This window comes from Streptomyces sp. NPDC018031, assembly GCF_044327625.1.
In the GTDB taxonomy this organism is placed as follows: Bacteria; Actinomycetota; Actinomycetes; order Streptomycetales; family Streptomycetaceae; genus Streptomyces.
Map to the genome: position 1 here is coordinate 1 of NZ_JBIRFT010000029.1, position 23,298 is coordinate 23,298.

The 23,298-nt window shown below is 74.3% G+C and carries 17 protein-coding genes; 7 read left to right on the top strand and 10 right to left on the bottom strand.

Features of this window, described 5'->3' with window-relative positions:
- The coding region (locus ACH4B3_RS32845; RefSeq protein ID WP_398469201.1) for a type I polyketide synthase at nt 1-2,078 on the bottom strand (2,078 nt) is incomplete at its 3' end.
- An 890-nt stretch (nt 2,079-2,968) separates the two neighbouring features.
- Between ACH4B3_RS32845 and ACH4B3_RS32850 the strand changes: the two genes are divergently transcribed.
- On the top strand, nt 2,969-3,739 hold the full coding sequence (locus tag ACH4B3_RS32850; RefSeq protein WP_398469203.1) for a LuxR C-terminal-related transcriptional regulator: 771 nt from the start codon (nt 2,969-2,971) through the stop codon (nt 3,737-3,739).
- Nucleotides 3,740-4,001: 262 nt separating this feature from the next.
- On the opposite strand, the gene ACH4B3_RS32855 is transcribed toward ACH4B3_RS32850, so the two are convergent.
- Nucleotides 4,002-4,637: a helix-turn-helix domain-containing protein gene (locus tag ACH4B3_RS32855; RefSeq protein WP_398469205.1), complete on the bottom strand. Its 636-nt coding sequence runs from the start codon at nt 4,635-4,637 to the stop codon at nt 4,002-4,004.
- A gap of 136 nt (nt 4,638-4,773) precedes the next feature.
- Between ACH4B3_RS32855 and ACH4B3_RS32860 the strand changes: the two genes are divergently transcribed.
- Entirely contained in the window at nt 4,774-5,763 is a 990-nt protein-coding gene (locus ACH4B3_RS32860; protein WP_398469207.1) for an alpha/beta fold hydrolase, read from the top strand.
- Between the two features lie 315 nt (nt 5,764-6,078).
- Here the strand turns inward: ACH4B3_RS32860 and ACH4B3_RS32865 are convergent, their stop codons facing one another.
- A complete protein-coding gene (locus ACH4B3_RS32865; RefSeq protein ID WP_398469208.1) occupies nt 6,079-6,957 on the bottom strand; it encodes an alpha/beta fold hydrolase in 879 nt (292 codons plus the stop codon).
- A 136-nt stretch (nt 6,958-7,093) separates the two neighbouring features.
- On the opposite strand from ACH4B3_RS32865, the gene ACH4B3_RS32870 reads away from it, so the two are divergent.
- Both ACH4B3_RS32870 and ACH4B3_RS32875 read left to right on the top strand, forming a co-directional pair.
- Nucleotides 7,094-9,028, top strand: a complete 1,935-nt coding sequence (locus ACH4B3_RS32870; protein ID WP_398469210.1) for a BTAD domain-containing putative transcriptional regulator — start codon at nt 7,094-7,096, stop codon at nt 9,026-9,028.
- Nucleotides 9,029-9,433: 405 nt separating this feature from the next.
- Nucleotides 9,434-10,828, top strand: coding sequence for an MFS transporter (locus tag ACH4B3_RS32875; protein ID WP_398469212.1), 1,395 nt, complete (start codon nt 9,434-9,436; stop codon nt 10,826-10,828).
- Between the two features lie 156 nt (nt 10,829-10,984).
- Here ACH4B3_RS32875 and ACH4B3_RS32880 read toward each other — a convergent pair whose 3' ends face one another.
- The 5 genes from ACH4B3_RS32880 to ACH4B3_RS32900 form a co-directional block, all read right to left on the bottom strand.
- On the bottom strand, nt 10,985-12,985 hold the full coding sequence (locus ACH4B3_RS32880) for a helix-turn-helix domain-containing protein (protein WP_398469214.1): 2,001 nt from the start codon (nt 12,983-12,985) through the stop codon (nt 10,985-10,987).
- Between the two features lie 158 nt (nt 12,986-13,143).
- Nucleotides 13,144-13,959, bottom strand: coding sequence for a 3-hydroxybutyrate dehydrogenase (locus tag ACH4B3_RS32885; RefSeq protein WP_398469216.1), 816 nt, complete (start codon nt 13,957-13,959; stop codon nt 13,144-13,146).
- 9 nt (nt 13,960-13,968) lie between these two features.
- Nucleotides 13,969-14,493, bottom strand: a complete 525-nt coding sequence (locus tag ACH4B3_RS32890) for an NUDIX hydrolase (RefSeq protein ID WP_398469218.1) — start codon at nt 14,491-14,493, stop codon at nt 13,969-13,971.
- A 136-nt stretch (nt 14,494-14,629) separates the two neighbouring features.
- Nucleotides 14,630-15,190, bottom strand: a complete 561-nt coding sequence (locus ACH4B3_RS32895) for a hypothetical protein (protein WP_398469220.1) — start codon at nt 15,188-15,190, stop codon at nt 14,630-14,632.
- 226 nt (nt 15,191-15,416) lie between these two features.
- Complete coding sequence (locus tag ACH4B3_RS32900; RefSeq protein ID WP_398469222.1) at nt 15,417-16,229, bottom strand: glutamate racemase; 813 nt, start codon at nt 16,227-16,229, stop codon at nt 15,417-15,419.
- 390 nt (nt 16,230-16,619) lie between these two features.
- Here ACH4B3_RS32900 and ACH4B3_RS32905 point away from each other — a divergent pair, with 390 nt between their 5' ends.
- Nucleotides 16,620-17,786: a glycosyltransferase gene (locus ACH4B3_RS32905; protein WP_398469224.1), complete on the top strand. Its 1,167-nt coding sequence runs from the start codon at nt 16,620-16,622 to the stop codon at nt 17,784-17,786.
- 88 nt (nt 17,787-17,874) lie between these two features.
- Here ACH4B3_RS32905 and ACH4B3_RS32910 read toward each other — a convergent pair whose 3' ends face one another.
- On the bottom strand, nt 17,875-19,197 hold the full coding sequence (locus ACH4B3_RS32910) for a TerD family protein (RefSeq protein ID WP_398469226.1): 1,323 nt from the start codon (nt 19,195-19,197) through the stop codon (nt 17,875-17,877).
- A 286-nt stretch (nt 19,198-19,483) separates the two neighbouring features.
- On the opposite strand from ACH4B3_RS32910, the gene ACH4B3_RS32915 reads away from it, so the two are divergent.
- The gene (locus ACH4B3_RS32915; protein ID WP_398469228.1) at nt 19,484-19,993 is read left to right on the top strand and encodes a DUF6643 family protein; all 510 of its coding nucleotides are present in this window, start codon (nt 19,484-19,486) and stop codon (nt 19,991-19,993) included.
- A 109-nt stretch (nt 19,994-20,102) separates the two neighbouring features.
- Here ACH4B3_RS32915 and ACH4B3_RS32920 read toward each other — a convergent pair whose 3' ends face one another.
- Entirely contained in the window at nt 20,103-20,549 is a 447-nt protein-coding gene (locus ACH4B3_RS32920; RefSeq protein WP_398469230.1) for a Crp/Fnr family transcriptional regulator, read from the bottom strand.
- A 170-nt stretch (nt 20,550-20,719) separates the two neighbouring features.
- On the opposite strand from ACH4B3_RS32920, the gene ACH4B3_RS32925 reads away from it, so the two are divergent.
- On the top strand, nt 20,720-23,131 hold the full coding sequence (locus ACH4B3_RS32925; RefSeq protein WP_398469232.1) for a phosphoketolase: 2,412 nt from the start codon (nt 20,720-20,722) through the stop codon (nt 23,129-23,131).
- Nucleotides 23,132-23,298 lie beyond the last annotated feature (167 nt).

Sequence of the window (23,298 nt, forward strand, 5' to 3'; positions counted from 1 at the left end):
TCCCGGATCAACGCACTGCGCAACGCCACCACCCGGGCACCATCGGCCAGCGACAACCCACCGGCCACACACGCCGCCGCGATCTCACCCTGCGAGTGACCCACCACCGCGGAGGGCTCCACACCGTGCGAGCGCCACAGCGCCGCCAGCGACACCATCACCGCCCACAGCGCGGGCTGCACCACATCCACCCGCTCCAGCGTCGGCGCACCCTCCACCCCCCGCAGCACGTCTTCCAGACGCCAGTCCACGAACTCCGACAGCGCCTGACCACACGCGGCGATCTGCTCGGCGAACACCGGCGAAGAGCCCAGCAGCTCCACCGCCATACCCGCCCACTGCGCCCCCTGACCGGGGAACACGAACACCGCCTTGCCGCCCACGACATCGCCCTGCAGCACGTTCGCGGCCGGGTCCCCCGCGGCCAGCGCGCCCAGACCACTGAGCAGCGCACCCCGATCGGCCGCCACCACCGCCGCACGACGCTCCAGATGCGCACGCGCCGTCGCCGTGGTGAACGCGATGTCGGGGAAGGCGACGTCCGGCTGCGCGATCATGTGCGCGCGGAGCCGGTCGGCCTGCGCGCGCAGCGCGGCCTCGCTGCGGGCCGAGAGGAGCACCGGCACCACCGGCAGCGTCCGCGGCTCGGCCGGGACCTGGTCGTCCGTCGTCTCCTGCTCGGCGGCGGGCGCCTCCTCCAGGATCACGTGCGCGTTGGTGCCGCTGACACCGAAGGACGACACGCCCGCGCGGCGCGCCCGGCCCTCGGAGACCGTCCAGTCCAGTGCCTCGGTCAGCAGCTCGACCTCGCCGGACTCCCAGTCCACGTGCGGGGACGGGGCGTCCACGTGCAGGGTGCGCGGCAGCGTCCGGTGCCGCATCGCCATCACCATCTTGATGACGCCCGCCACACCGGCGGCCGCCTGGGCGTGGCCGATGTTGGACTTGATGGATCCCAGCCGCAGCGGGCCGTCGGCCCGCTCCCGGCCGTAGGTCGCCAGCAGCGCTTCGGCCTCGATCGGGTCACCCAGGGTGGTGCCGGTGCCGTGACCCTCGACCGCGTCCACATCGGACGGCTTGAGGCCGGCGTTGGCCAGCGCGGCCCGGATCACCCGCTCCTGCGAGGGGCCGTTCGGCGCGGTCAGACCGTTGCTCGCACCGTCCTGGTTCACCGCCGTACCACGCAGCAGGCCCAGGATCCGGTGGCCGTTGCGGCGGGCGTCCGACAGCCGCTCCAGCAGCAGCAGGCCGGCGCCCTCGGCCCAGGTGACGCCGTCGGCGGCGGCCGCGTAGGACTTGCACCGGCCCTCCGGCGACAGGGCGCGCTGGCGGCTGAACTCGATGAACGGCATGGGCCTGGCCATCACCGTCACGCCGCCCGCCAGGGCCAGCGAACATTCGCGCGCGCGCAGGGACTTGGCGGCCGCGTCGAGCGCCACCAACGAGGACGAGCAGGCCGTGTCGACCGATACGGCGGGCCCCTCGAAGCCGAAGGAGTAGGAGATCCGGCCGGAGGCCACGCTCGCGGCGGAGGCGATGGACAGGTAGCCCTCGATCTCCGGGCGGTGGTCGCTCATGCCGGCGACGAACTGGTAGTCCTGGAACATGACGCCGCAGAAGACGCCGGTGTCGCTGCCGCGCAGCGAGGTCGGGTCGATGCCCGCGTCCTCGAACGCCTCCCAGGCACCCTCCAGCAGCAGCCGCTGCTGCGGGTCCATGGCCAGCGCCTCACGCGGGCTGATCCCGAAGAACTCGGCGTCGAACTCCTCCATGCGGTCCAGGAACCCGCCCTCGCGGGTGTAGGAGGTGCCCGGGTGGTCGGGGTCCGGGTCGTACAGGCGCTCCAGGTCCCAGCCGCGGTCGGTCGGGAACTCGGTGGTTCCGATGCGCCCTTCGGCCACCAGGTCCCACAACTCGTCCGGAGACGTCACGCCTCCGGGGAACCGGCAGCTCATGCCGACAATGGCCAGTGGCTCGTTCGCACGATCCAGGAGCTGCTGGTTCTGCCGCCGGAGCCGCTCGGTTTCCTTGAGCGACTTCCGGAGGGCCCCGACGATGTCGTTCTTATCGGCGGCCATGCCTACTCCTCCACGTCCGGGCGCCCCGCGGCAACCACGTTTTCGACTGCTCTCATTCCACGTTCCTCGGGCCGGCCGGGTCAGGGCCTGGCCGGTCGTGCGGCGGTCCGGGCCGCCGGTGCGCCGTCGCTCGGGCGGCTGGCGCACCGCGTCCGCCCCGGTCGGGGCGCCGTTCCGCAAGCCGTTCCGGATGAGCCGGGCCCGGTCGGGGTGCCGGGCCGGACGGCCCCTCCCGACGGGCTTTGCCGCTGACACTCCGCGACTTCAACCGGTGTACCGCTTCCGGCGTTGACGTCACGTTCAGCACTCGTTGACGGATATTCCATTGCAGGCTTGAGCGACAAAAGATTCTCCCCCGCGGCAAAAGGTGGTCAACGATGCTTCTGAGGCAAAGAGATGAGGGCACCTGACATCCGATTGGCCGGGTCCGTATTAAATGACCCGCACCCCGGAAGGCATAACTCCGGATGCTTGGATGCGCGTGCGCCACACCTTAATACGAGGCGCGGCGAGCATTGGTTCCTGCTTCTCTTGTCCACTTACGGACAGTGGAGCGCCTATCCTTTGTCCACTAACGGACACCGGTGTGCGCCCTTCTCATTGTCCACTCCGGGACGAGGGCGGACCTGCTCTCTTGTCCACTAACGGTCAGTGAGCAACGCCTCTTTGTCCTCTAACGGACAGCGGCGCGGCCTCGACTCGGCTCGATCCCGGCATACCTTCCCCCCGTTCACACGCCGGCCTGCACAACGGCACGCGACGACGCTCTGCAGGCCCCCTCCCCTGGCCCCGCCAGCTTCGCCCACGCAGAGCCCGGCTGGTATAAGTAAAAGTACGTACCGACCACGGGGGGTCACGTGTCAGGGATGCCTGTACACGATCACGAGCGCATGCTCGATCTTGCGGTAGCGGCACTTCACGAGCAAGATCCGGGGCAATTGTGGCCTCCGATCGCCACCGAGCTTCTCAGCGCCTGCGGCGGAGAGTTCCTCGTGCTGTCGGAGCAATGGACGGACCATGAACACACCGCACACCTTTGGCTCTCGGGCGGTCTGACCAAAAGCCATATCGCCGATCACACGCAGCGATTGATCCGTCACTCCCGCGCTTTGGCGGACCACTATGTCTCGTCTCGCGACCGGACACCGACGACGACCTGCCGGATCCTCGGCGAAGTTGAATGGCGAAATAGTTCGGACGCCTCCCGCATGCGCGAGTCATTGGCCGCGGATCAGGTCCTGGGCCTGCCCTTGCCCGATATCTCCGGACGCGTCAGGGGATTTCTGGTCTACCGCACCGGAAGCCCATTCACCGACGGCCAGCTGGCCTATGCGCGGCGAATACAGCCGCTGCTCGCCGGGGTCGACAAGCAGGTGGCCCTGCTGCGCAACTGGCACGCGTCGCTTCCGCAGGGGCCCGGCGCCCCGGCCGGCGGCGCCCCGGCCGCGCCGGGCGGCGAGACCCTGACGCCGCGGGAGTCCGCGGTGCTGGCCCTGCTCGCCGACGCGCTCACCGCCACCGCCATCGGCCGCCGGCTCGGCATCTCGGCGCGCACCGTGCAGAAGCACATCGAGAGCATCTACCGGAAGCTCGGCACCAAGGACCGGGTGGCCACCGTGCTGCGCGCCCAGGCGTACGGTCTCGTCCCCGCGGGGGTGTGACCGCCGGGCTCCGGCAGCGGCACGCGCCGCCGGAGGGGCTGCCGCCCAGGGCAGCCCCTTCGCCGTGTCCGGACCCGGCCACCCGCGACCGCCGGCCCCGGCCGGGCACGGGCCCCCCGGGACGCTTGATCGATCCTTGTTGCTGCAACGTTTCCGTTGTCCAACCCTCGTGAAGCCGGCCTGGGCGTCGAGTCGTCGGGCTCCGCAGCCCGCGTGACGTCGAACGCTGGAAGAACGAGAAGAGGAGAGGGCCGGTGGAGAGTCACCTGCCGGAAGCGTCCCGGCACCCCTCCGGCCCCTGACCGGCGGCCGGAGGGGTGCGCGGCCGTTGGCGCTCGCCCTGCGGTCCGAACATGATCAGGTACTCGACCGGACCGCTGGGGCTGGAGTTCGCCACCCCGTGCGGGGTGCGGGTGTCGAACTCGGCGACGTCCCCGGGGGTCAGGACGAGGTCCTGGTCGCCGAGCGCGAGCCACAGTCGTCCGTACAGGACGCACAGCCACTCGTAGCCGTCGTGGGAGGCCTGGCGGGGCCGCGCGGGCGGGTCCTCGCGAGCGGGCAGCACGTGCTTGTGGGCGTGCAGGCCGCCGACGTACCGGGTCAGCGGCAGCACCGCCTTGTCGTCGCCGAAGCTCAGCGGCGGCGTGGCGCGCGGCGTGGCCGCGGGGGCGGGTGCCGTGCCGGCCAGCTCGTCCAGGGAGACGCCGTACTCCTTCGATAGCCGCAGCAGCACCTCCAGGGTGGGCTTGCGTCGGCCGGTCTCGATCCGGGACAGCACGCTGGCCGAGATACCGGTCGCGCAGCCGACACCGGCGATCGTCGCACCGTGGTGCTCGCGCGCGGCTCGCAACCGGGGACCCATCGCAGCCAGTTTGCCGTCCACGTCGTCGGCTGTCACCGCAAGTTCCTTCCTGCCGTGCCCTCCACCGCCCTGTCCTGCAAGGTTGCCAGAATGGCAAGGCTGATCGCGTCGGCCGGGTGCCGCGCCGCATGATCGATGGGCAGCCGCGTCGCCGCGAACCGAGGAGAAGCCCATGCAGCCCGAGCCGACCGCAGGACTCCGCCATCGCACCGTCGAGGCCCCGGCCGGACGCCTCCACCTGGTCGAGCAGGGCACCGGCCCGATGGTCCTGCTCGTGCACGGCTTCCCCGAGTCCTGGTACTCCTGGCGCCGCCAGCTCCCGGCCCTCGCCGCGGCCGGCTACCGGGCGGTGGCGATCGACGTGCGTGGTTACGGCCGCTCCTGCAAGCCGGAGGCGACCGAGGCCTACCGGATGCTCGACCTGGTGGCGGACAACGTCGCCGTCGTGCGCGCCCTCGGCGAGGAGAGCGCGGTGGTCGTCGGCCATGACTGGGGCTCCGGCATCGCCGCCACCTCCGCCCTGCTCCACCCCGAGGTCTTCCGCGCCGTCGGCCTGCTGAGCGTCCCCTACGCGCCGCCCGGCGGCCCGCGCCCCACCGACGTCTTCGGCGGGATCGGCGGTCCCCGAGAGGAGTTCTACGTGTCCTACTTCCAGGAGCCGGGCCGCGCCGAGGCGGAGATCGAGCCCGACGTCCGGGGCTGGCTCGCGGGCTTCTACGCGGCCCTGTCCGCCGACACCATGCCCGCCCGTGACGAGCCCGACCCGCACTTCGTCACCCGCGGCGGCGGCCGGCTGCGTGACCGCTTCCCCACCGGGGTTCTCCCGGCCTGGCTGAGCGAGGACGACCTCGACGTCTACGCCGGGGAGTTCGAGCGCGCAGGGATCACCGGAGCACTCAACCGCTACCGGAACATGGACCGTGACTGGGAAGACCTCGCTCCGCACCGCGGAGCCCCGATCAAGCAGCCGGCACTGTTCGCCGGCGGCGCCCTGGACGCCTCCACCACCTGGATGTCCGACGCCATCGACGCCTACCCCACCACCCTTCCCGGCCTGTCGGCCTGCCACCTCCTGGACGGCTGCGGCCATTGGATCCAGCAGGAGCGCCCCGACGAGGTCAACCGCCTGCTGACCGACTGGCTCGCCACCATCCAGGGCTGAACCGGGCGATCCGGGGGTAGCGGTCCGCGCACTGGCCCGGTACCCGATGCGGCGGCGCCGGAGCCGTGACGTGGCGGGTGCGGATCGGCCGCCGGATACCCGGCCCGGTCTGCCCGTGGGAGGGCTACGGTCGCAGGCCCGCAGGGTGCTGCCCACGCCCCGGCGAGCGGCGCCGCCGGATTTCCCCGGGCAGCGCCCACGACCGTGGGCGGGCGGTTCCCCGGCCCACCGGATCGCCGGGCCGGGGGACGGGGGGAACCGGTGGCCCGGGGGCGCGGAGCCGGCCCGCCGCCTCCCGTGGCCCGGGTGGTGGGCTCAGCGGAGCAGCAGGTCGCGGATCGCCCCGGTGATCTCGTCGGGCGCCTCCTCGGCCATGAAGTGCCCCGCGCCGGTCAGCCGGTGGTCCAGGTCCGGCGCCCACGCGTGCCAGACCGCGGCGGCGTCGTAGCCCAGTCGCGCGCCCCAGTCCTGCTGGACGACCGTCACCGGCATGGCCAGCTGGGAACCGGCGTCCTGGTCCGCCTGGTCGTGTGTGACGTCGATGCCCGCCGAGGCCCGGTAGTCCGCGACGATCGACGGCACGGCCGCGACGCCGGCCCGCAGGTACGCGGACCGGACCGCTTCCGGCATGGCGGCCGGGTCACCGGCCCAGGCGTCGAGGAAGGAGCCGAAGAAGGCTTCGGCGCTGTTGGCGATCATCGTCTCCGGCAGCCCCGGCGGCTGCGCCATGAGGAACAGGTGGTAACCGACCGCCGCCGGGACACCGTGCAGGACGTTCCACATGTCCAGGGTCGGTACGACGTCGAGGATGCCCAGGTGGGTGACGGTCTCGGGGTGGTCCAGTCCCGCCCGGAAGGCGACCAGGGCGCCCCGGTCGTGGCCGACCAGGGCGAAGCGCTCATGGCCGAGCGCCGCCGCCAGGGCGACGACATCGGCGGCCATGGTGCGCTTGGAGTACACCTCGGGGCCGGTGGCCGCCGGCTTGTCACTGGCGCCGTAACCGCGCAGGTCGGGACAGATCACCGTGTGCTCGCCGGCGAGCCGCTCGGCGACGTGCCGCCACATCAGGTGGGTCTGGGGGAAGCCGTGCAGCAGCACGACCGGGCTGCCATGGCCGCCGACGGCGGCGGCCAGCTCCACTCCGTCGGCGCCGGGCAGGCGGACGTGGTCGAAACCGGGGATGGTGAGAGTCATGGGAGGCCCGTTCCTGGGGTCGGGGACCGGCGAAAGCCTTGGTCCGTGGACTGGCGGAATCAGCGTGGGCGACGGCGATCAGCAACCGATCAGCACGCTTCGACGCCGCGGACCCGCGGCACGGAAGATGGAGGGCATGCGAATCGACGTACTCGGTGCCGTGCGGGCCCTCCACGACGACGGCACCCCGCTCGACCTGGGCGGACCCCGCCACCGCGAGGTACTCGCCCGGCTCGTCGCCGCCGGGGGGCGGATGGTCCCCACCGACACCCTCGTGGACGACCTGTGGGCCGAGCCGCCGGTGCGTGCCGTGGGTGCGTTGCGTACGTTCGTCGCCGCGCTGCGCCGCGCGATCGAACCCGGCCGGCCGCCCCGCACCCCGCCGCGCGTCCTCCTCACGGAGGGACCCGGCTACGCGCTGCGTCTGCCGCGCGACACCGTGGACGTCCACCGGTTCGAGGACGCCCTGGCCCGCGCCCGGCGTACCCCCGATGTGCCGGCCGACCTCGACGCGGCCCTCGCGACCTGGCGCGGCCCGGCCTACGCCGACGTGGCCGGCTCCCCGTGGGCCCAGCGCGAACGGACCCGGCTGGAGGAGCTGAGGCTGGAGGCGGTCGAACTACGCGCCCGCCTCCTCCTCGACTCCGGTTCGGGAGCCGAGCTGGTCGCCGAACTGGGCGCCCACGTCACCGAACACCCCTGGCGTGAGCCGGCCTGGGGGTTGCTGGCCCGCGCACTGCACCAAGCCGGCCGTCAGGCGGACGCACTGGCCACCCTCCGCCGCGCCCGTACGATGCTCGTGGACCAGCTCGGGCTCGACCCCGGTGCCGACCTCCGGCGCCTGGAGACGGACATCCTCCGCGGAGCCGCGACCCTCCGGCCCGCGCGTACCGTGTGGACCGCAGGCGTACGACTCGGCCCGCGCACCACCGTCGAACTGGCCCGCACCCTGGCCCTGGCGGGTGGTGACGCCCTCATCCACTCGCGGCGCGACCGCCTCGCCGCCGTCCGGGCGGCGGAGCGCACCGGGGACACCGCCCTGACCGCCCGCGTCATCGGCGCCTACGACGTGCCCGCCCTCTGGAGCCGGGCCGACGACCCCGAGCAGTCCCGCGCGGTCGTCGCGGCGGCCGAGCGTACGCTCACCGCGCTCGGCACCGACGGCCCCGCCGAATTGCGCGCCCGTCTGCTGGCCACCGTCGCGGTCGAGAGCCGCAGCGCCGACCTGTCCGCAACCGAACGGAGACGCGCCGGACAGGCGGCGCGTGAGGCCGAGACACTGGCCCGGGAACTGGGCGATCCCGCCCTGCTGGTGTTCGCCCTCAACGGCGTGTTCCTCCAGCTCTTCACCCGGCCCGGTCTCGCGGCGGCACGGGACGTGATCGGCGCCGAGGTCCTCGACCTTGCCGCCCGGCACAGGCTGCCGGACTTCGCCGTGCTCGGCCGGCTCATCCGCCTGCAGTCCGCCTCGGCTCTCGGCGACCTCGACGCCGCGGCCGCACACGCCGAGGCCGCCGAGCAGGTCGCCGTCAGCACCGAGGCCTCTCTCGTCCCCGTCCTCACCGGCTGGTTCCGGGCCCGGGTCACGGCCGCACGCAGCACCGGACCGGGCGGACCGGCCGCCGCCACGGCCGCGGCGCACTACCGCGCAGCCGAACAGACCCTCGCCGAGACGGCGGGCATGCCGGGGTTGCACCGCGGCCTGTTCGCCCTCGCCCTCCTAGGCCTACGTCTCCTGCACGGCCGTCCCGCGCCCACCGATCCCGCTCTCGACTGGGGCCCGTACCGCCCCTGGACGCGCCCCTTGGTGCTGCTCGCCCGCGACCGTGACGAGGAGGCCCGTGCCGCCCTGACCATGACGCCCGAACCACCCCCTGATCACATGCAGGAGGCGCTCTGGTGCCTGACCGCCCACGCCGCCGCCCGCCTCGGCGAGCGCCCGGTCGCCGCCCGCGCGGCAACGGCCCTGCGCGCCGCCCGCCTCGAAGACGCAGGCGGGGCGAGCGGGATGCTGACCCTGGGGCCGGTGGCACGGTACCTGGCGGAGGCGGAGGCCTGCGCCGACAAGTGATGACCTTGCGCCGGCACGCCGCAGGCGGCGGAGCAGAGCCGGGCACGCTGGAGGCCGTGAGTGCGCTGATGCGGGAGGGCGCATGCCCGCACCGGCCGCGACGCCTGCGCCGTTCGCCCTTCGCCCTTCGCCCTTCGCTCGTCGCTCGTCGCTCGTCGCTCGTCGCATGAGACCAGCACGGGAGCCGGCACCGCATCTCCGCATCCTGCCCGACCGGTGCGTCTCGGACAGCCTTCTTGGCGGTCTCGACGAGGCCGGTGCGGAGACGCCGCCACCGCCTTCATGGTGGGCGCGCGCACTCCACCGCCGCCAGCTGTGGTGTCCCACCACATACGCCACTGACCTGCGCGTTCCTACGGTATGGCGACACACAAACGTCCCCTGAACGCGCAGGAAGTGGTACCGATGTCCTCCCCCGCGACCGCTCCGCCAACGCCGAACAGCCTCAGGCGCATCGTCGCCGCGAGCCTCATCGGCACCACCATCGAGTGGTACGACTTCTTCCTCTACGGGTCGGCCGCCGCGCTGGTGTTCAACAAGCTGTTCTTCCCCGACTCCGACCCGCTCACCGGCACCCTGCTGTCGTTCCTGACGTACGCGGTCGGCTTCGCCGCCCGGCCGATCGGGGCGCTGGTGTTCGGCCACTACGGAGACCGGCTCGGGCGCAAGAAACTCCTGGTGCTGAGTCTGCTGCTGATGGGCGGCGCGACGTTCGCGATCGGCCTGCTGCCCACCCACGCCACGATCGGCGCCGCCGCCCCGGTGCTGCTGACCGTGCTGCGTCTGGTGCAGGGCTTCGCGCTGGGCGGTGAGTGGGGCGGCGCGGTGCTGCTGGTGTCCGAGCACGGGGACGCACGGCGGCGGGGCTTCTGGGCCTCCTGGCCGCAGACCGGCGCACCGGCCGGCCAGTTGCTGGCGACCGGCGTGCTGTCCGCGCTGACGGCGCTGCTGTCCGACGCCGCGTTCGAGTCGTGGGGGTGGCGGATCCCGTTCCTGCTCTCCGGGGTGCTGGTGCTGGTGGGCATGTGGATCCGGCTGTCGGTGGACGAGTCCCCGGTCTTCAAGGAGGCGCTGGCCCGTGCCGAGGCGCGCAAGGCCGAGGCGCGCGAGGAGGAGCAGCCGCCGCTGGTGGCGGTGTTGCGGCACCACTGGCGCGATGTGCTGGTGGCCATGGGCGCGCGGATGGCGGAGAACATCAGCTACTACGTCATCACCGCGTTCATCCTGGTCTACGCGACCGACCACGTGGACATGGACAAGCAGACCGCGCTCAACGCCGTACTGATCGCCTCCGCCGTGCACTTCGCGGTGATCCCCCTGTGGGGCGCGCTGTCGGACCGCGTGGGACGGCGGCCGGTGTACCTGGTGGGCGCCCTCGGCGTGGGCGCCTGGGCGTTCCCGTTCTTCGCGCTGGTGGACACCGGCGACTTCGGTGCGCTGCTGCTCGCCGTGACGGTCGGACTGGTCTTCCACGGGGCCATGTACGCGCCGCAGGCCGCGTTCTTCTCGGAGATGTTCGCCACCCGGGTGCGGTACTCGGGGGCGTCCATCGGGGCGCAGTTCGCCTCGGTGGCGGCCGGGGCGCCGGCCCCGCTGATCGCCACGGCGCTGCTGGCCGACCACGACAGCGGATCGCCGATCGCGCTGTACGTCATCGCCGCCTCGCTGCTCACCCTGCTGGCAGTGGGGGTGGCGAAGGAGACCCGGCTGCGCGACCTCACCGAGGTCACCGGGGACGGCGGCGACCGGGAGCGGGCGGCGGTGGACGACGACCGGCCGGCGGAGCGCAGCTCCGCCTGACCGGTGCGAAGACCCGGCGGCCGGGCCCTGGTGGCCCGGCCGCCGTCATGCCCGGCCGCCGTCATCCGCCCGGGGGCCGGCGCCGGTGCGCGGGGCCCCGGCACCGGTGCGCGCGGGTCCCGGCCGGAGGAACCGGACGGGACCCGCGAGGGTTTGTCAGCGGATGACGGCGTCGGAGAGCCGGTGCAGGCGCAGCGCCAGCTGGATCTCCAGGGCGCGGGCCGCCGACTGCCAGTCCGGGCCGAGCAGCCGGCCCACCCGGTCCAGCCGCTGGGCCACCGTGTTGACGTGCACGTGGAGTTCGTCCTTGGTACGGGCCGGGCTCGCTCCGCACGCGAAGTAGGCGTCGAGGGTGCGGACCAGGTCGGTGCCGCGGCGGGCGTCGTAGTCGATGACCGGCCCGATGGTGCCGCGCACGAACCCCGCTATCCGCGCGCCGTCCCCGGTGTCGCCGAGCAGCAGGCCGAGGAACCCGAAGTCCTCCGCCGCGGCGCCCTGTCCGCTCCGGCCCAGCACCCGCAGCGCGCTGACGCAGCGGCGGGCCTCGGCGTAGGCGTGGGCGACCGCGCCCGGGCGGGCGGCCGGCGCGGTGACCGGCGAGGACGCCCCGACGGTCACCGGCACCCGGATCGCGGCCCCCAGATGGCGCGCCGTCCGGCGGGCCGTCTCGGCCGCGCTGTCCGCCGGGCCCAGCGGCAGCAGCAGCACGGTGCCGCCGTCCCTGGCGGCGGCCAGGCCGCGCCCGGTGGCGGCCAGGTGGGAGGCGGCCGACCACAGCCGCTGGCGGTCGGCCGCCGCGTCGGGCTCGCCGTCCGCGCCGCCGGGCCCGGGGTGGGCCGCCTCCGGCGGGGAGGTCCGGCCCCGGGGGGTGTCCGGGCCGCCGTGCTGCGCGCCCGGACCGGTGGCCGGGCCGGCCCGGTCGATGCGTGCGGCCAGCACCACGTGCGGGGCGTCGAGGTCGGCGCCCACCCGGGCGGCGCGTTCGCGCAGCAGCGCGGGGTCCCGGTCGGGGGCGTCGAGCAGGTCGTCGAGCAGCTCGCCGCGGACCCGCTGCTCGGCCTCGCTCGCCGAGCGGCGCGCCAGTTGGAGCAGCGAGGTGACCATCGCGGCCCGCTCCAGGGTGAGCTGGTCGACCGGGTCCAGGTGGGGGTGGCCGTGCAGGACGAGCGCTCCCAGCAGCTCCCCGCCGGCGGAGACGGCGGCCACCCAGTCCTCGCCGTGCGGCACGGCGCGCCCGTCGGCCCGGGAGCGGTTCACCGCCTCCGGTGGGCAGGCCGCGGCCTCCCGGAACTCCACCGTGCCGCTGAGCACTTCGGCGAGCGCGTCGGCGACGTCGTGCACCCCGCCGCCGCGCAGCACGAGTTCGGTGAGCCGGTCGTGGACCTCGGAGGCGCGTTCGATGACGCTGCTGCGGTCCCGGATGATCTCGTTGGCGGTCTCCAGCTCGGCGAGCGCCGACCGGGTCTCGCCGAGCAGGTTGGCGGTGTCGATGGCCACCGCCGCGTGCGCGGCGAAGGAGCCCAGCAGGGCGATCTGCTCCCGTTCGAAGACCCGGGCCCGCCGGTCGGCCGCGAAGAGCACGCCGATGACACCGCTGCCCAGCATCAGCGGGACGCCCAGGATCGCGACCAGCCCCTCGTCCCGGACGCCCGCGTCGATGGTGCCGGTGTGCTGGAACCTGGCGTCGTCGAAGTAGCTGTCGGTGACGTACGGGCGGGCGGTCTGGGCGACGAGTCCGCCGAGCCCCTCCCCCATGCCCAGGCGCAGTTGCTGGAAGCGGGCGGAGACCGAGCCGTCGGTGACCCGCATGTAGGTGTCGCCGGCGACGGGGTCGTTCAGCGTCAGGTAGGCGACCTCGGTGTTGAGCAGGGAGCGGGCGCGCTGCACGATGGCCTGGAGCACGGCGTCCAGGTCGCGGAGTCCGGCGAGGTCGTGCGCGGTCTCGAACAGGGCGGACAGTTCCGCCTCCCGTCGCCGGCGCCCTTCCAGTTCGCTCCGGACCCGCAGGGCCAGCAGCTTGGCGCGCTCCAGGGCCGCCAGCCGCTCGGGCGGCAGACCGTGGGCGCGGGCGCGCAGCACGGGGCGCTCGTACGCCTCGGCCGGGGCACCGTGTGCGAGCAGTTCCAGGTACGGGATCTGCGGCTGTTCGTCGGGCATGGGGTCAGCATGCCGCTCGGCGCCGGGACCGGCACCGGCCGGTGGCCGGCGGGACGACCCGGCCGGGACGGCGGGGGCCGGATCGTGCCGGGCGCGGTCCGGCGCGCGGTGCCCGGCGGGCTCCGGCCGGCGGGCCGCCGGGCCGTCCGGCGGGCCGCTCAGTGGGCGGTCCATCCGCCGTCCATGACCAGGGAGGTGCCGGTGACGAAGGAGGCGTGCGGTCCGCACAGGTACCGGACCGCCTCGGCCACCTCGTCCGGTTCCACGAGCCGTTTCACCGCGGTGTCGGCGAGCAGGATCTCGCCGGTCACACGGTCCTCGGTGATGCCGTGGGCGGCGGCCTGGTCGGCGATCTGCCGCTCCACCAGGGGGGTGCGGACGTAGCCGGGGCACACGCAGTTGGAGGTGACGCCGTGCGCCGCCCCCTCCAGCGCCACCACCTTGGAGAGCCCTTCGAGGCCGTGCTTGGCCGCGACGTAGGCGGACTTGTAGGCGGAGGCGCGCAGCCCGTGCACCGAGGAGATGTTGACGACGCGGCCCCAGCCCTGGCGGTACATGTGCGGCAGCGCGCCGCGGATCAGCCGGAAGGGGGCCTGGAGCATCACGGTGAGGACGGTCGCGAAGGCCTCCGGCGGGAAGTCCTCGACGGGGCGCACGAGTTGCAGTCCGGCGTTGTTGACGAGGATGTCGGTGCCGGCGGCCGCCGCTTCGGCGGCGTCCAGGTCGGTGAGGTCCAGGACGTGCGGCTCGACGGATCCGGCGAGCGCGGGGCCGGCGGTCCGGGCGAGCGCCTCGAGTCCCGCGGCGTCCCGGTCCAGGGCCCGCACCCGCGCTCCGGCGGCGGCGAGCCGCAGCGCGCAGGCGCGGCCGATGCCGCTCGCGGCGCCGGTGACCAGAGCGGTCCTGCCGTGGAGGCCGGTGTCCGCGCTTCCGCCGGGGGTACGTTCCGGGACTGGTGTGGTGGGCACGCTCATGGCGGCACCCTAGGCAGCTCCGGTGGGCGGGCCGATGTGGCCGGCCCCCATACTTCCCGGGTCGGCGCTGGGGTCGAACCACGTCGGGCCGTCCCCCGCCGCCTGCTTGATCCGGGAGATCGCGTAGTCCTCCAGGTCGGGCAGCGCGTCCACCGCGAACCAGCCGACCTCCAGCGACTCGTCGTCGTTCACCCGGGCCTCGCCGCCCACCGCGCGGCAGCGGAAGCAGACGTCCATGAACTGGCACACGTCACCGTTGGGGTAGACCACCGGTTCCAGCGCCTGGACCAGCAGCACGCGTTCCGGCACGCAGTGCACCGCGGTCTCCTCGTGCACCTCCCGCACCACGGCCGCCGCGGGCTGTTCGCCCGGCTCCGGGATACCGCCGATGATCGACCAGCGGCCGTTGTCGGCCCGGCGGACGAGGAGCACCCGTCCCTCGTCGTCGAAGACGATGGCGCTGACACCGGGGAGGTGGAGCAGCCGGTTGCCGATGTCGGCCCGGAGTTCGCGGATGAAGTCGGGGGTACCCATGGGCCCGAGCGTATCCGTCCGGGCGGCCGGTCCCGGCGCCGGTCGGGGCGGCGCCGCGGCCCGCGCCGGGACCGCGGCCGCGCGCCGGCCCGTGCCGTCGCGGCCCCGGCGGCCCGGGAGACGGGGCCGGGCGGCGCTACACCTGGGAGGCGCGGTGCGCGATGCGCCGCAGATGGCCGCGGATGACCTTCACCGCCGCCTCGGCGTCGTCCACGGTGACGGTGAACACCCGGCCGTCGCCGAGCCGCAGCACCAGGGCCTCCCCCCGGCGGACCACGACGGCGGTGCCCTTCTCGGGGCGCCAGCGGTAGCCCCAGCCGCCCCACTGGCGCGGGGTCACCCGGGGTACGAAGTCCGCGCCCTCCACCAGGTGCAGCGGGATCCGGCGGCGGGGCAGGCCGATGTGGCCGCAGCGCACTTCCAGGGCGTCCGCGTCGACGCGGACCGCCACGTGGACGAAGGCGAGCGTGCCGTAGAGCATGAGCAGGCCGACGGTGACGCAGCCGATCACCGACATCAGCAGGGGGGCCAGTCCGGAGCTCCAGGAGGAGTCGACGGCCAGTTCGACGCCCAGCGCCATGCAGGCGGCGCCCAGGGCCGCGAGCACCCACTGCACGCGGTTGGTGGCGCGGCCGGTCCATACCGGGGGCGGCGCTTCGGTCGCACCCGGAATCAGATCCTCACGGTGGTCCCTCATGCCGGGAAGATTACTCATCTTCCGTTGTGTCGGCAGAAGTGATCAAAGCCGGTCATACGCCGATTTGCCACCTCGGTGGTATGCGGGTAGCAGCGGGCCGCCCGCGCCTCCGCGGGGCCGCGGAGGCGCGGGACCACGGAGCCGAGGGCCGTGGGAGCCGTGGGGGCGTGGGGGCCGTGGGCAGCCTGCCGGACGGGCCCCGGAAGCCCCTGGCGGACGTGGTTCGTCAGCCGAGGGCGACGCCCGCCGGGGTGGTGACCAGCGCGCCGCCCTCGGGGTATGCGAGCGCCTCCGCCGGCAGGGCGGCTTCCCGGCCGCTCAACAGCACGGTGAGGGTGCCGGTCGGCGCGGCGCCGGGAGCGGGGTCGGCGCCGATCCGCCGCAGGGCCTGGGCGGCCACCGCGCCGGCCGAGCCGTACAGGGCGGGCGGCGGGGTGCCGGCGGGGCCGAGGGCCGCCCGGATGTGCTCGGAGACCAGCTCGTAGTGGGTGCAGCCGAGGACCACGGCACGCACGCCGCGCGGGGTGCGGGAGGCGGCGTCGGCCACCGCGTCGCGGACCGCCCGCAGGTCGGCCCGCTGCACCGCGTCGGCCAGCCCGGGACAGGCCACCTCGGCGACCCGGACACCGTCCGCGAAGTCGCGGATCAGCGCCCGCTGGTACGGGCTGCCGGTGGTCGCCGGGGTGGCCCAGATGGCGACCGGGCCGCCGCCCGCGGCGGCCGGCTTGATGGCCGGCACGGTACCGATCACCGGCAGCACGGGCTCCAGCTCGGCGCGGAGGGCCGGCAGCGCGTGTACGGAGGCGGTGTTGCAGGCCACGATCAGCGCGTCGGGGCGGTGGGCGGCCGCGGCCCGGGCGCAGTCCAGGGCGCGGGCGCTGAGGTCCTGCGGGGTGCGGGGCCCCCAGGGCATGCCGTCCGGGTCGGAGGAGAGGACCAGGTCGGCGTCGGGTCGCAGCCGGTGCACCGCGGCGGCCGCCGCGAGCAGGCCGAGGCCGGAATCCACCAGCGCGATCTTCACCGAGTTCCGCCTCGCCATGTCGTCCCTTCCCCGTGCGACCCCGCCGGACCTTCGTGGCCGCGGCATGGCGGGGCATGCGGCACCGGGCCACTTTAGTCGATCGGCACCTGCGGCCGGCCGGCCGCACGGGCCGCCCACTGCGGCCGGCCCGGCGGGCGCAGTGGGCGGGGCCCGGAGCGCGGGGCCCGGGGTGCCGGGCGCGCGGTGCGGGCGCGCGGTGCGGGCGCGCGGTGCCGGGCGCGGTGGGGGCCTGGTGCGGGGTGCGCTCGCGGCATGCGGGTGCGGTGCGGCGTGCGATGCGCTCCGCGCCGTCGGCACGCGCCGCTCGCGGCGGGGTGCGCGGCGCGTGACGGGGTCCGCCGCGCGCCCCGCAGCGGTGGACCGGTCCGGTCGGGCAGACTGCGGCGGATGAGCGCTTGGTCGTGGATCGCCGCGGCGGCTCTGGCCGCCTGGCTGTGGCTGCTGCTGGGACAGGGCTTCTTCTGGCGTACCGACATCAGGCTGCCCCGGCGCCGGGACCCGGCGCGGTGGCCGTCGGTCGCGGTGGTGGTACCGGCCCGGGACGAGGCCGGGGTGCTGCGCCGGAGCCTGCCGTCGCTGCTGACGCAGGACTACCCGGGCCGCGCCGAGGTCTTCCTGATCGACGACGGCAGTTCCGACGGCACCGCGGAACTGGCCCACCGGCTCGCCGCCGAGCAGGGCGGGCTGCCGCTGACCGTGGCGGCGCCGGGCGAACCGGACCACGGCTGGACCGGCAAGCTGTGGGCGGTGCGGCACGGGATGGCGCTGGCCCGGGAGCGGACCGACGCCGAGTACCTGCTGCTGACGGACGCCGACATCGCGCACGAGCCGGAGAGTCTGCGGGAGCTGGTGCGGGCCGCCACCTCCATCGACGCGGATCTGGTGTCGCAGATGGCCCGGCTCCGGGTGGCGACCTGCTGGGAGCGGCTGATCGTGCCGGCGTTCGTCTACTTCTTCGCGCAGCTCTACCCGTTCCGGTGGGTCAACCGGGCGGGCGGCCGGACCGCCGCCGCGGCGGGCGGCTGTGTGCTGCTGCGCGTGGCGGCGGCCGAGCGGGCCGGGGTCCCGGACGCCATCCGGCAGGCGGTGATCGACGACGTGGCGCTGGCCCGGGCGGTGCGGCGTACCGGGGGCCGGATCTGGCTGGGCCTGGCCGAGCGGGTGGACAGCGTCCGCCCGTACCGCCCGGCCGGGCTGTGGCGGATGGTGTCCCGCAGCGCCTACGCCCAGCTGCGGTACAGCCCGGTGCTGCTGGTGGGCACGGTGGCGGGGCTGGCGCTGGTGTACCTGGTGCCGCCGGCCGCCACCGTCGCCGGGGCGCTGACCGGGCAGCTGACGGCCGGGGTGGTGGGCGGCGCCGCGTGGCTGATCATGACCGGCAGCTACCTGCCGATGCTGCGCTACTACCGCCAGACGCCGTGGCTGGCTCCGCTGCTGCCGCTGATCGCCGCGCTGTACCTGCTGATGACGGTGGACTCGGCGGTGCAGCACCACCGCGGGCGGGGCGCGGCCTGGAAGGGGCGCACCTACGGGCGCCCGGCACCCGGGCGGTAGCCCACCCGGCACGGGGAGGCCCCGATCGGGACGCCCGGTGCCGGAACGTCCGGGCCGGGGCGCTCGGCCCCGGCCCGGACGTTCTGCGCTACTTGCGGCCCGGGGTCCAGTTCATGCCCCAGCCGTACGCGTGGTCCAGGGTGCGCTGCGGGCTGACGCCGCGGTCCGGCACCAGGTAGCGGGCCTCGCGCTGCACCACCAGGTCGCCGCCCTGGTTGGTGATGAGGGCCAGGGCGCAGACCCGGGACGGCACGGTGCACTCGTCCAGCGAGAAGTCGACCGGCGCCCCGGCCTGCGGGGTGAGGGTGACGGTGGCGCTGAGGTTGGCGAAGGAGCGCGCGCCCTCGTAGATGGTGACGAAGACCAGGATGCGCCGGAAGGCGTCCTTGTGGTCGAGGTTGACGGTGAGGTTCTCGCCCGAGGCGCGGGCCCCGGTCCGGTCGTCGGCGTCCAGGTGGATGAACGGCGGCTGGTGGAGCGCCCCGAAGGCGTTGCCCAGCGCCTGCACCACACCCTTGGTGCCGTCGGCCAGCTCGAAGAACGCGCCCAGGTCCAGGTCGAGGTCGCCGTGGAGCGCCATGACCTTGCCGAGCTTGGCCTGCCAGCCCTGGAACTGCTTGCGCACCTCCCAGTTGAGGTTGACCCGCAGGACCCCGGAGGTGCCGCCCTGCTTGGTGAGCGAGACGGTCGGCGCCTCCTTGGTCAGCGTGACCTTGGTGAGGCGCACCGGGGCGGCCGGGGCACCGGCCGGCGGTGCGGCCGGGGCGGGCACCGCGGCCGGCGCGGTCTGCGGCGGGGGCGGCAGCGGCGCGGCGGCGCCGGCCGGCGGCGGGGCGGTCACCGGTGCCGCCGCCGGGGCCGCCGCCGGGGCGGCGGGCGCCTGCTGCGGCTCTTCCACGCTGATCCCGAAGTCCGTGGCGAGTCCGGCCAGTCCGCTGCCGTAGCCCTGGCCGACGGCGCGGAACTTCCACCCGCCCTGGCGCCGGTACAGCTCGCCGAGGACGAAGGCGGTCTCGACCGTGGCGTCCTCGCTGTCGAAGCGGGCGATCTCCGCGCCGCTCGCGGCGTCCAGCACCCGGATGTGCAGCCCGGGGACCTGGCCGAAGGTACCGCCGTCGGCGGATGCGGCGAGCACCACCGTCTCGATCTCCGGCTCCACCGTGCCGAGGTCGACCAGCAGGGTGTCGGTCACCGCGTCGCCGGCGGGCCGCTTGCCGTCGTAGCGGACCGCCCCGGAGGAGTGGGTGGCCTGGTTGTAGAAGACGAAATCGTCGTCGGACCGCACCTTCCCCGCCGCCAGGAGCAGCGCCGAGGCGTCCACGTCGGGAACCTGCGGCCCGCCTCGCCACCCGAGTTCCACCCGGACCGCCGAAGCCGGAACCTGAACATTGGCGCCTTTGCGCATCGCCATACCTTCCCCCTGCCTTTCTCTTCCGTTTTCCTGCGTCCATCTTCGGCCGGACCGTCGGTTTCCGGCCGGTTGCCGGGCGGATCCGGCCTGTCCCAGACGGTCCGCGGGCCGCCTGCCGACCGCCGGTAACCCGCCGAGAAGGTGCTCTTTACACGATCTCAACGTACCCTGGCGACCGATTTTCCCGGGTTCGCTCGCATAACGGATCCATAGCCGCCGGGAACCCACGAAACAACCCGCTTACCGGACTCCCCAACCAGCACATCGTGGGCTTAACTTATGGACTATGACCTCCCCCCGCAGTACCTACGGCGGCGGCTACTACTCCTCGCCGTCCTTCCCGGACACTCCCATCTACGACAGCCTCGTCGCGGAGCGGGGGACACCGCAGATCGCACCCATCCGGGTGCCGTCGCCCTACGACGCCAGCGGTCACTTCCCGGCGGCGCTGCCCGCGGCGCTGCCGGCGCTGCCCGCCGCGCCCTCCCCGCAGCAGCACACCCCGCCGCACGGCTACCCGGCCCAGGGGGCGCCGCAGCCCGGCCTGCAGCACGCGCCCGCACCGTACATCCCGCAGCAGGCGTCCGCCCCGCGCGGGTACCCGGGCAGCCAGCAGCCGATGCACCAGCAGCAGCCGCGTCCGGCCGTCGGCGGCCCGACCGGGTACGAGGCGATGCGCCCGGCGATGCCCCGGCCGGCCGCGCCCCGGCCCGCCGCCCCGCGGCCGGCTCCCGCTCCCTACGAGGACCCCTACGGGCGTCCGCAGTACCCCGGCCAGGGCGGCCAGGGCTACTGACGCCGGCAGCCGCCGCGGGTTCGGTCATTCGTCAACCGGGCCCGGACCGCTCCGCGAGGAGCGGTCCGGGCCCGTTCCGTTGTCCCGGGCGGACCGCCGCCCGCGCCGTTCAGTGCGGTCCGCCGCTGTGTGGCCCGTACATGTCCAGCAGCCGGGTGCGCGCGCTCTGCAGCCGCTCCCCCATGGCCTGGGCGCAGGCGAGCACCAGCTCGTAGCCGAGCCCGGTGTCCTCCTGGCAGAGCCGGCGCACCACCGCCGCGTCGAACTCGTGGGCGCGCACCGGGCTGAGCGCCTCCGCGCCCAGGTGCCAGCCACCCGGCGGGAACAGCCACGACCAGCCCACCAGCTCCCCCGGCCCGAGGGTCTCGATCACCGCCGCCCGCCGGCCGGGGACATGCATGTCGAGGGTGACCGAACCGGTGCGCACGACCCAGAAGCGGTTCGCCCTGCCGCCTTCCTCGAAGAGCCGGGTCCCGGCGGCGAAGGACACGTCGTGGGCGGTGGAGAGCAGCCGCTCGCGATGGTCTCCGGTCAGCCCGTGGAGAAGTCCGCTCATGCACCAACTGTGCCGCTTCCCGTCCCGCCGCGCCCCTCGGCGCCCGCTGTGGCATGGTCGGAACGCGGGGGCCGGCCGACATGCGGGGCCGCATGGCGGGCAGGCGCTCTCCACGAGCGCCACTTTCCTCGGGTGACGCAGCAGGGACGCCGCAGGCGGAGGGCACACGCATGGAGACCGGAACCACCTCCCTCACCGACACCGCCACGGGGGCAGCCCCCCTCACCGACACCGCGGTGGAACAGCTGGACGCGCACTGGCGCGCGCTGAACTACCTGGCCGCGGGGCAGCTGTACCTCCGGGACAACGTGCTGCTCACCGAGCACCTGCGGCCGGAGCACATCAAGCCGCGGCTGCTCGGCCACTGGGGCACCTGTCCGGGCCTGAACCTGGTGTACACGCATCTCAACCGGGTGATCCGGGAGCGGGACCAGGACACGGTGTGCGTCTGGGGCCCGGGCCACGGCGGCCCCGCGGTACTCGCCGGCGCGTGGCTGGACGGCTCGTACGGGGAGCTGGACCCGGACGTCGGGCGGGACCTGGCGGGCATGACCCGGCTCTTCCGGCAGTTCTCCACCCCCGGCGGGGTGCCCAGCCACGCCGCGCCGCAGGTGCCCGGCTCGTTCCACGAGGGCGGTGAGCTGGGCTACTCCCTCGCGCACGCCTACGGCGCGGCACTGGACAACCCCGGTCTGCTGGTGGCCTGCGTCGTCGGGGACGGCGAGGCGGAGACCGGGCCGCTGGCCGCGTCCTGGCACGCCGACAAGTTCCTGGACCCGGTGCACGACGGCGCGGTCCTGCCGATCCTGCACCTCAACGGCTACAAGATCGCCAACCCCTCGGTGGCGGCCCGGCTGCCGGAGGGCGAACTGGACGCCCTGCTGCGCGGCTTCGGCCACGAGCCGCTGTACGTCACCGCCGGCCTGGACAGCGACCCGGCGCGGGTCCACCGGGACCTGGCCGCCGCCCTGGACATGGCGCTGGACCGGATCGCCGGGTTCCAGCGGGCGGCGCGCGAGGACGGCGACCGCGGCCGGCCGCACTGGCCGATGCTGGTGCTCCGGACGCCCAAGGGGTGGACCGGACCGGAGGAGGTGGACGGGCAGCCGGTGGCCGGCACCTGGCGGGCCCACCAGGTGCCGCTGGCCGGGGTCCGGGAGAACCCCGACCACCTGGCCCTCCTCGACCGCTGGCTGCGGTCCTACCTGCCGCAGGAGCTGTTCGACGAGCGGGGCCACCCGCGTGAGCCGGTGCTGGCGTGCGTGCCGGACGGGGACCGCCGGCTGGGTGCCAACCCGCACGCCAACGGCGGCCGCCTGCTGCGCGAGCTGCCGCTGCCGGACCTGGCCCGGTTCGCGGTACCGGTGGACCGGCCCGGCGGCGGGCGGCACGAACCCACCCGGGTGCTGGGCCGGCTGCTCCGCCAGGTGATGGCCGACACCGCCGAGCGGCGGGACTTCCGGCTGGTCGGCCCGGACGAGACCGCGTCCAACCGGCTGCAGGACGTGTACGCGGTGACCGGCAAGGCCTGGCAGGCGGCCCTGCTGGACACCGATGAGCACCTGGCACCGGACGGGCGGGTCATGGAGGTGCTCTCCGAGCACCTGTGCCAGGGCTGGCTGGAGGGCTACCTGCTCACCGGGCGGCACGGCCTGTTCTCCTGCTACGAGGCGTTCGCGCACATCGTGGCCAGCATGGCCGGGCAGCACGTGAAATGGGTCGGCACCGCCCGCGAGGTGCCCTGGCGGGCGCCGATCGCCGCCCTGAACTACCTGCTGACCTCGCACGTCTGGCGGCAGGACCACAACGGCTTCTCCCACCAGGACCCCGGCTTCGTGGACCACGTCCTCAACAAGAGCCCGGACGTGGTGCGGGTGTACCTGCCGCCGGACGCCAACACCCTGCTGTGCGTCGCCGACCATGTGCTGCGCACCCGGGACGTGGTCAACGTGGTGGTCGCGGGGAAGCAGCCGTGCTTCGACTGGCTGGGGCTGGAGGCGGCCCGGGACCACTGCGCGCGCGGTGCGGGGATCTGGGAGTGGGCGGGCACCGAGGAGCCGGGATCCGGCCCGGAGGCGGTGCTCGCCTGCGCGGGCGACGTGCCGACCCAGGAGACCCTGGCGGCGGCCTCGCTGCTCCGTGAGCACCTGCCGGAGCTGGCCGTGCGGGTGGTGAACGTGGTCGACATGACCCGGCTGATGCCGCGCGAGGAGCACCCGCACGGCATGCCGGAGAAGGAGTTCGACGCGCTGTTCACCCGGGACCGACCGGTGGTCTTCGCGTACCACGGCTACCCCTGGCTGATCCACCGGCTGACCTACCGCCGGGCGGTGCACCCCCGGATGCATGTGCGCGGCTACCGCGAGATGGGCACCACCACGACGCCGTTCGACATGGTGGTGAGCAACGACCTCGACCGCTACCGGCTGGTGATGGACGTGATCGACCGGGTGCCGGAGCTGGCGGTCCGGGCGGCCGGGGTCCGGCAGGCGATGGCCGACGTACGGCACCGGCACCACCGCTGGATCCGGCAGCACGGCACGGATCTGCCCGAGGTGTCCGGCTGGAGCTGGCCGGGCTGATCCGCGCGGCCGTGCCGGCACCGGTCCCGGCACGGCCCCGGCAGCCCGGACCACCGGTATACCGAAGCGATACGGACACCGCGGCGGTCAGTTCCGGCTTTGATCCGCCGCACAGCGCTCGCGACACGTCCACATCGCGACAGTTCCGGTCATTTCCCTTGTTGGCG

Bases quoted from the DNA above. Each gene is read 5' to 3' on its own strand.
- ACH4B3_RS32870 (WP_398469210.1), top strand. From the start codon at position 7,094: ATGCGAATCGACGTACTCGGTGCCGTGCGGGCCCTCCACGACGACGGC.
- ACH4B3_RS32875 (WP_398469212.1), top strand. From the start codon at position 9,434: ATGTCCTCCCCCGCGACCGCTCCGCCAACGCCGAACAGCCTCAGGCGC.
- ACH4B3_RS32915 (WP_398469228.1), top strand. From the start codon at position 19,484: ATGACCTCCCCCCGCAGTACCTACGGCGGCGGCTACTACTCCTCGCCG.
- ACH4B3_RS32865 (WP_398469208.1), bottom strand. From the start codon at position 6,957: ATGACTCTCACCATCCCCGGTTTCGACCACGTCCGCCTGCCCGGCGCC.
- ACH4B3_RS32900 (WP_398469222.1), bottom strand. From the start codon at position 16,229: ATGGCGAGGCGGAACTCGGTGAAGATCGCGCTGGTGGATTCCGGCCTC.
- ACH4B3_RS32850 (WP_398469203.1), top strand. From the start codon at position 2,969: ATGCTCGATCTTGCGGTAGCGGCACTTCACGAGCAAGATCCGGGGCAA.
- ACH4B3_RS32910 (WP_398469226.1), bottom strand. From the start codon at position 19,197: ATGGCGATGCGCAAAGGCGCCAATGTTCAGGTTCCGGCTTCGGCGGTC.
- ACH4B3_RS32880 (WP_398469214.1), bottom strand. From the start codon at position 12,985: ATGCCCGACGAACAGCCGCAGATCCCGTACCTGGAACTGCTCGCACAC.
- ACH4B3_RS32925 (WP_398469232.1), top strand. From the start codon at position 20,720: ATGGAGACCGGAACCACCTCCCTCACCGACACCGCCACGGGGGCAGCC.
- ACH4B3_RS32920 (WP_398469230.1), bottom strand. From the start codon at position 20,549: ATGAGCGGACTTCTCCACGGGCTGACCGGAGACCATCGCGAGCGGCTG.
- ACH4B3_RS32905 (WP_398469224.1), top strand. From the start codon at position 16,620: ATGAGCGCTTGGTCGTGGATCGCCGCGGCGGCTCTGGCCGCCTGGCTG.
- ACH4B3_RS32885 (WP_398469216.1), bottom strand. From the start codon at position 13,959: ATGAGCGTGCCCACCACACCAGTCCCGGAACGTACCCCCGGCGGAAGC.
- ACH4B3_RS32895 (WP_398469220.1), bottom strand. From the start codon at position 15,190: ATGAGGGACCACCGTGAGGATCTGATTCCGGGTGCGACCGAAGCGCCG.
- ACH4B3_RS32860 (WP_398469207.1), top strand. From the start codon at position 4,774: ATGCAGCCCGAGCCGACCGCAGGACTCCGCCATCGCACCGTCGAGGCC.
- ACH4B3_RS32890 (WP_398469218.1), bottom strand. From the start codon at position 14,493: ATGGGTACCCCCGACTTCATCCGCGAACTCCGGGCCGACATCGGCAAC.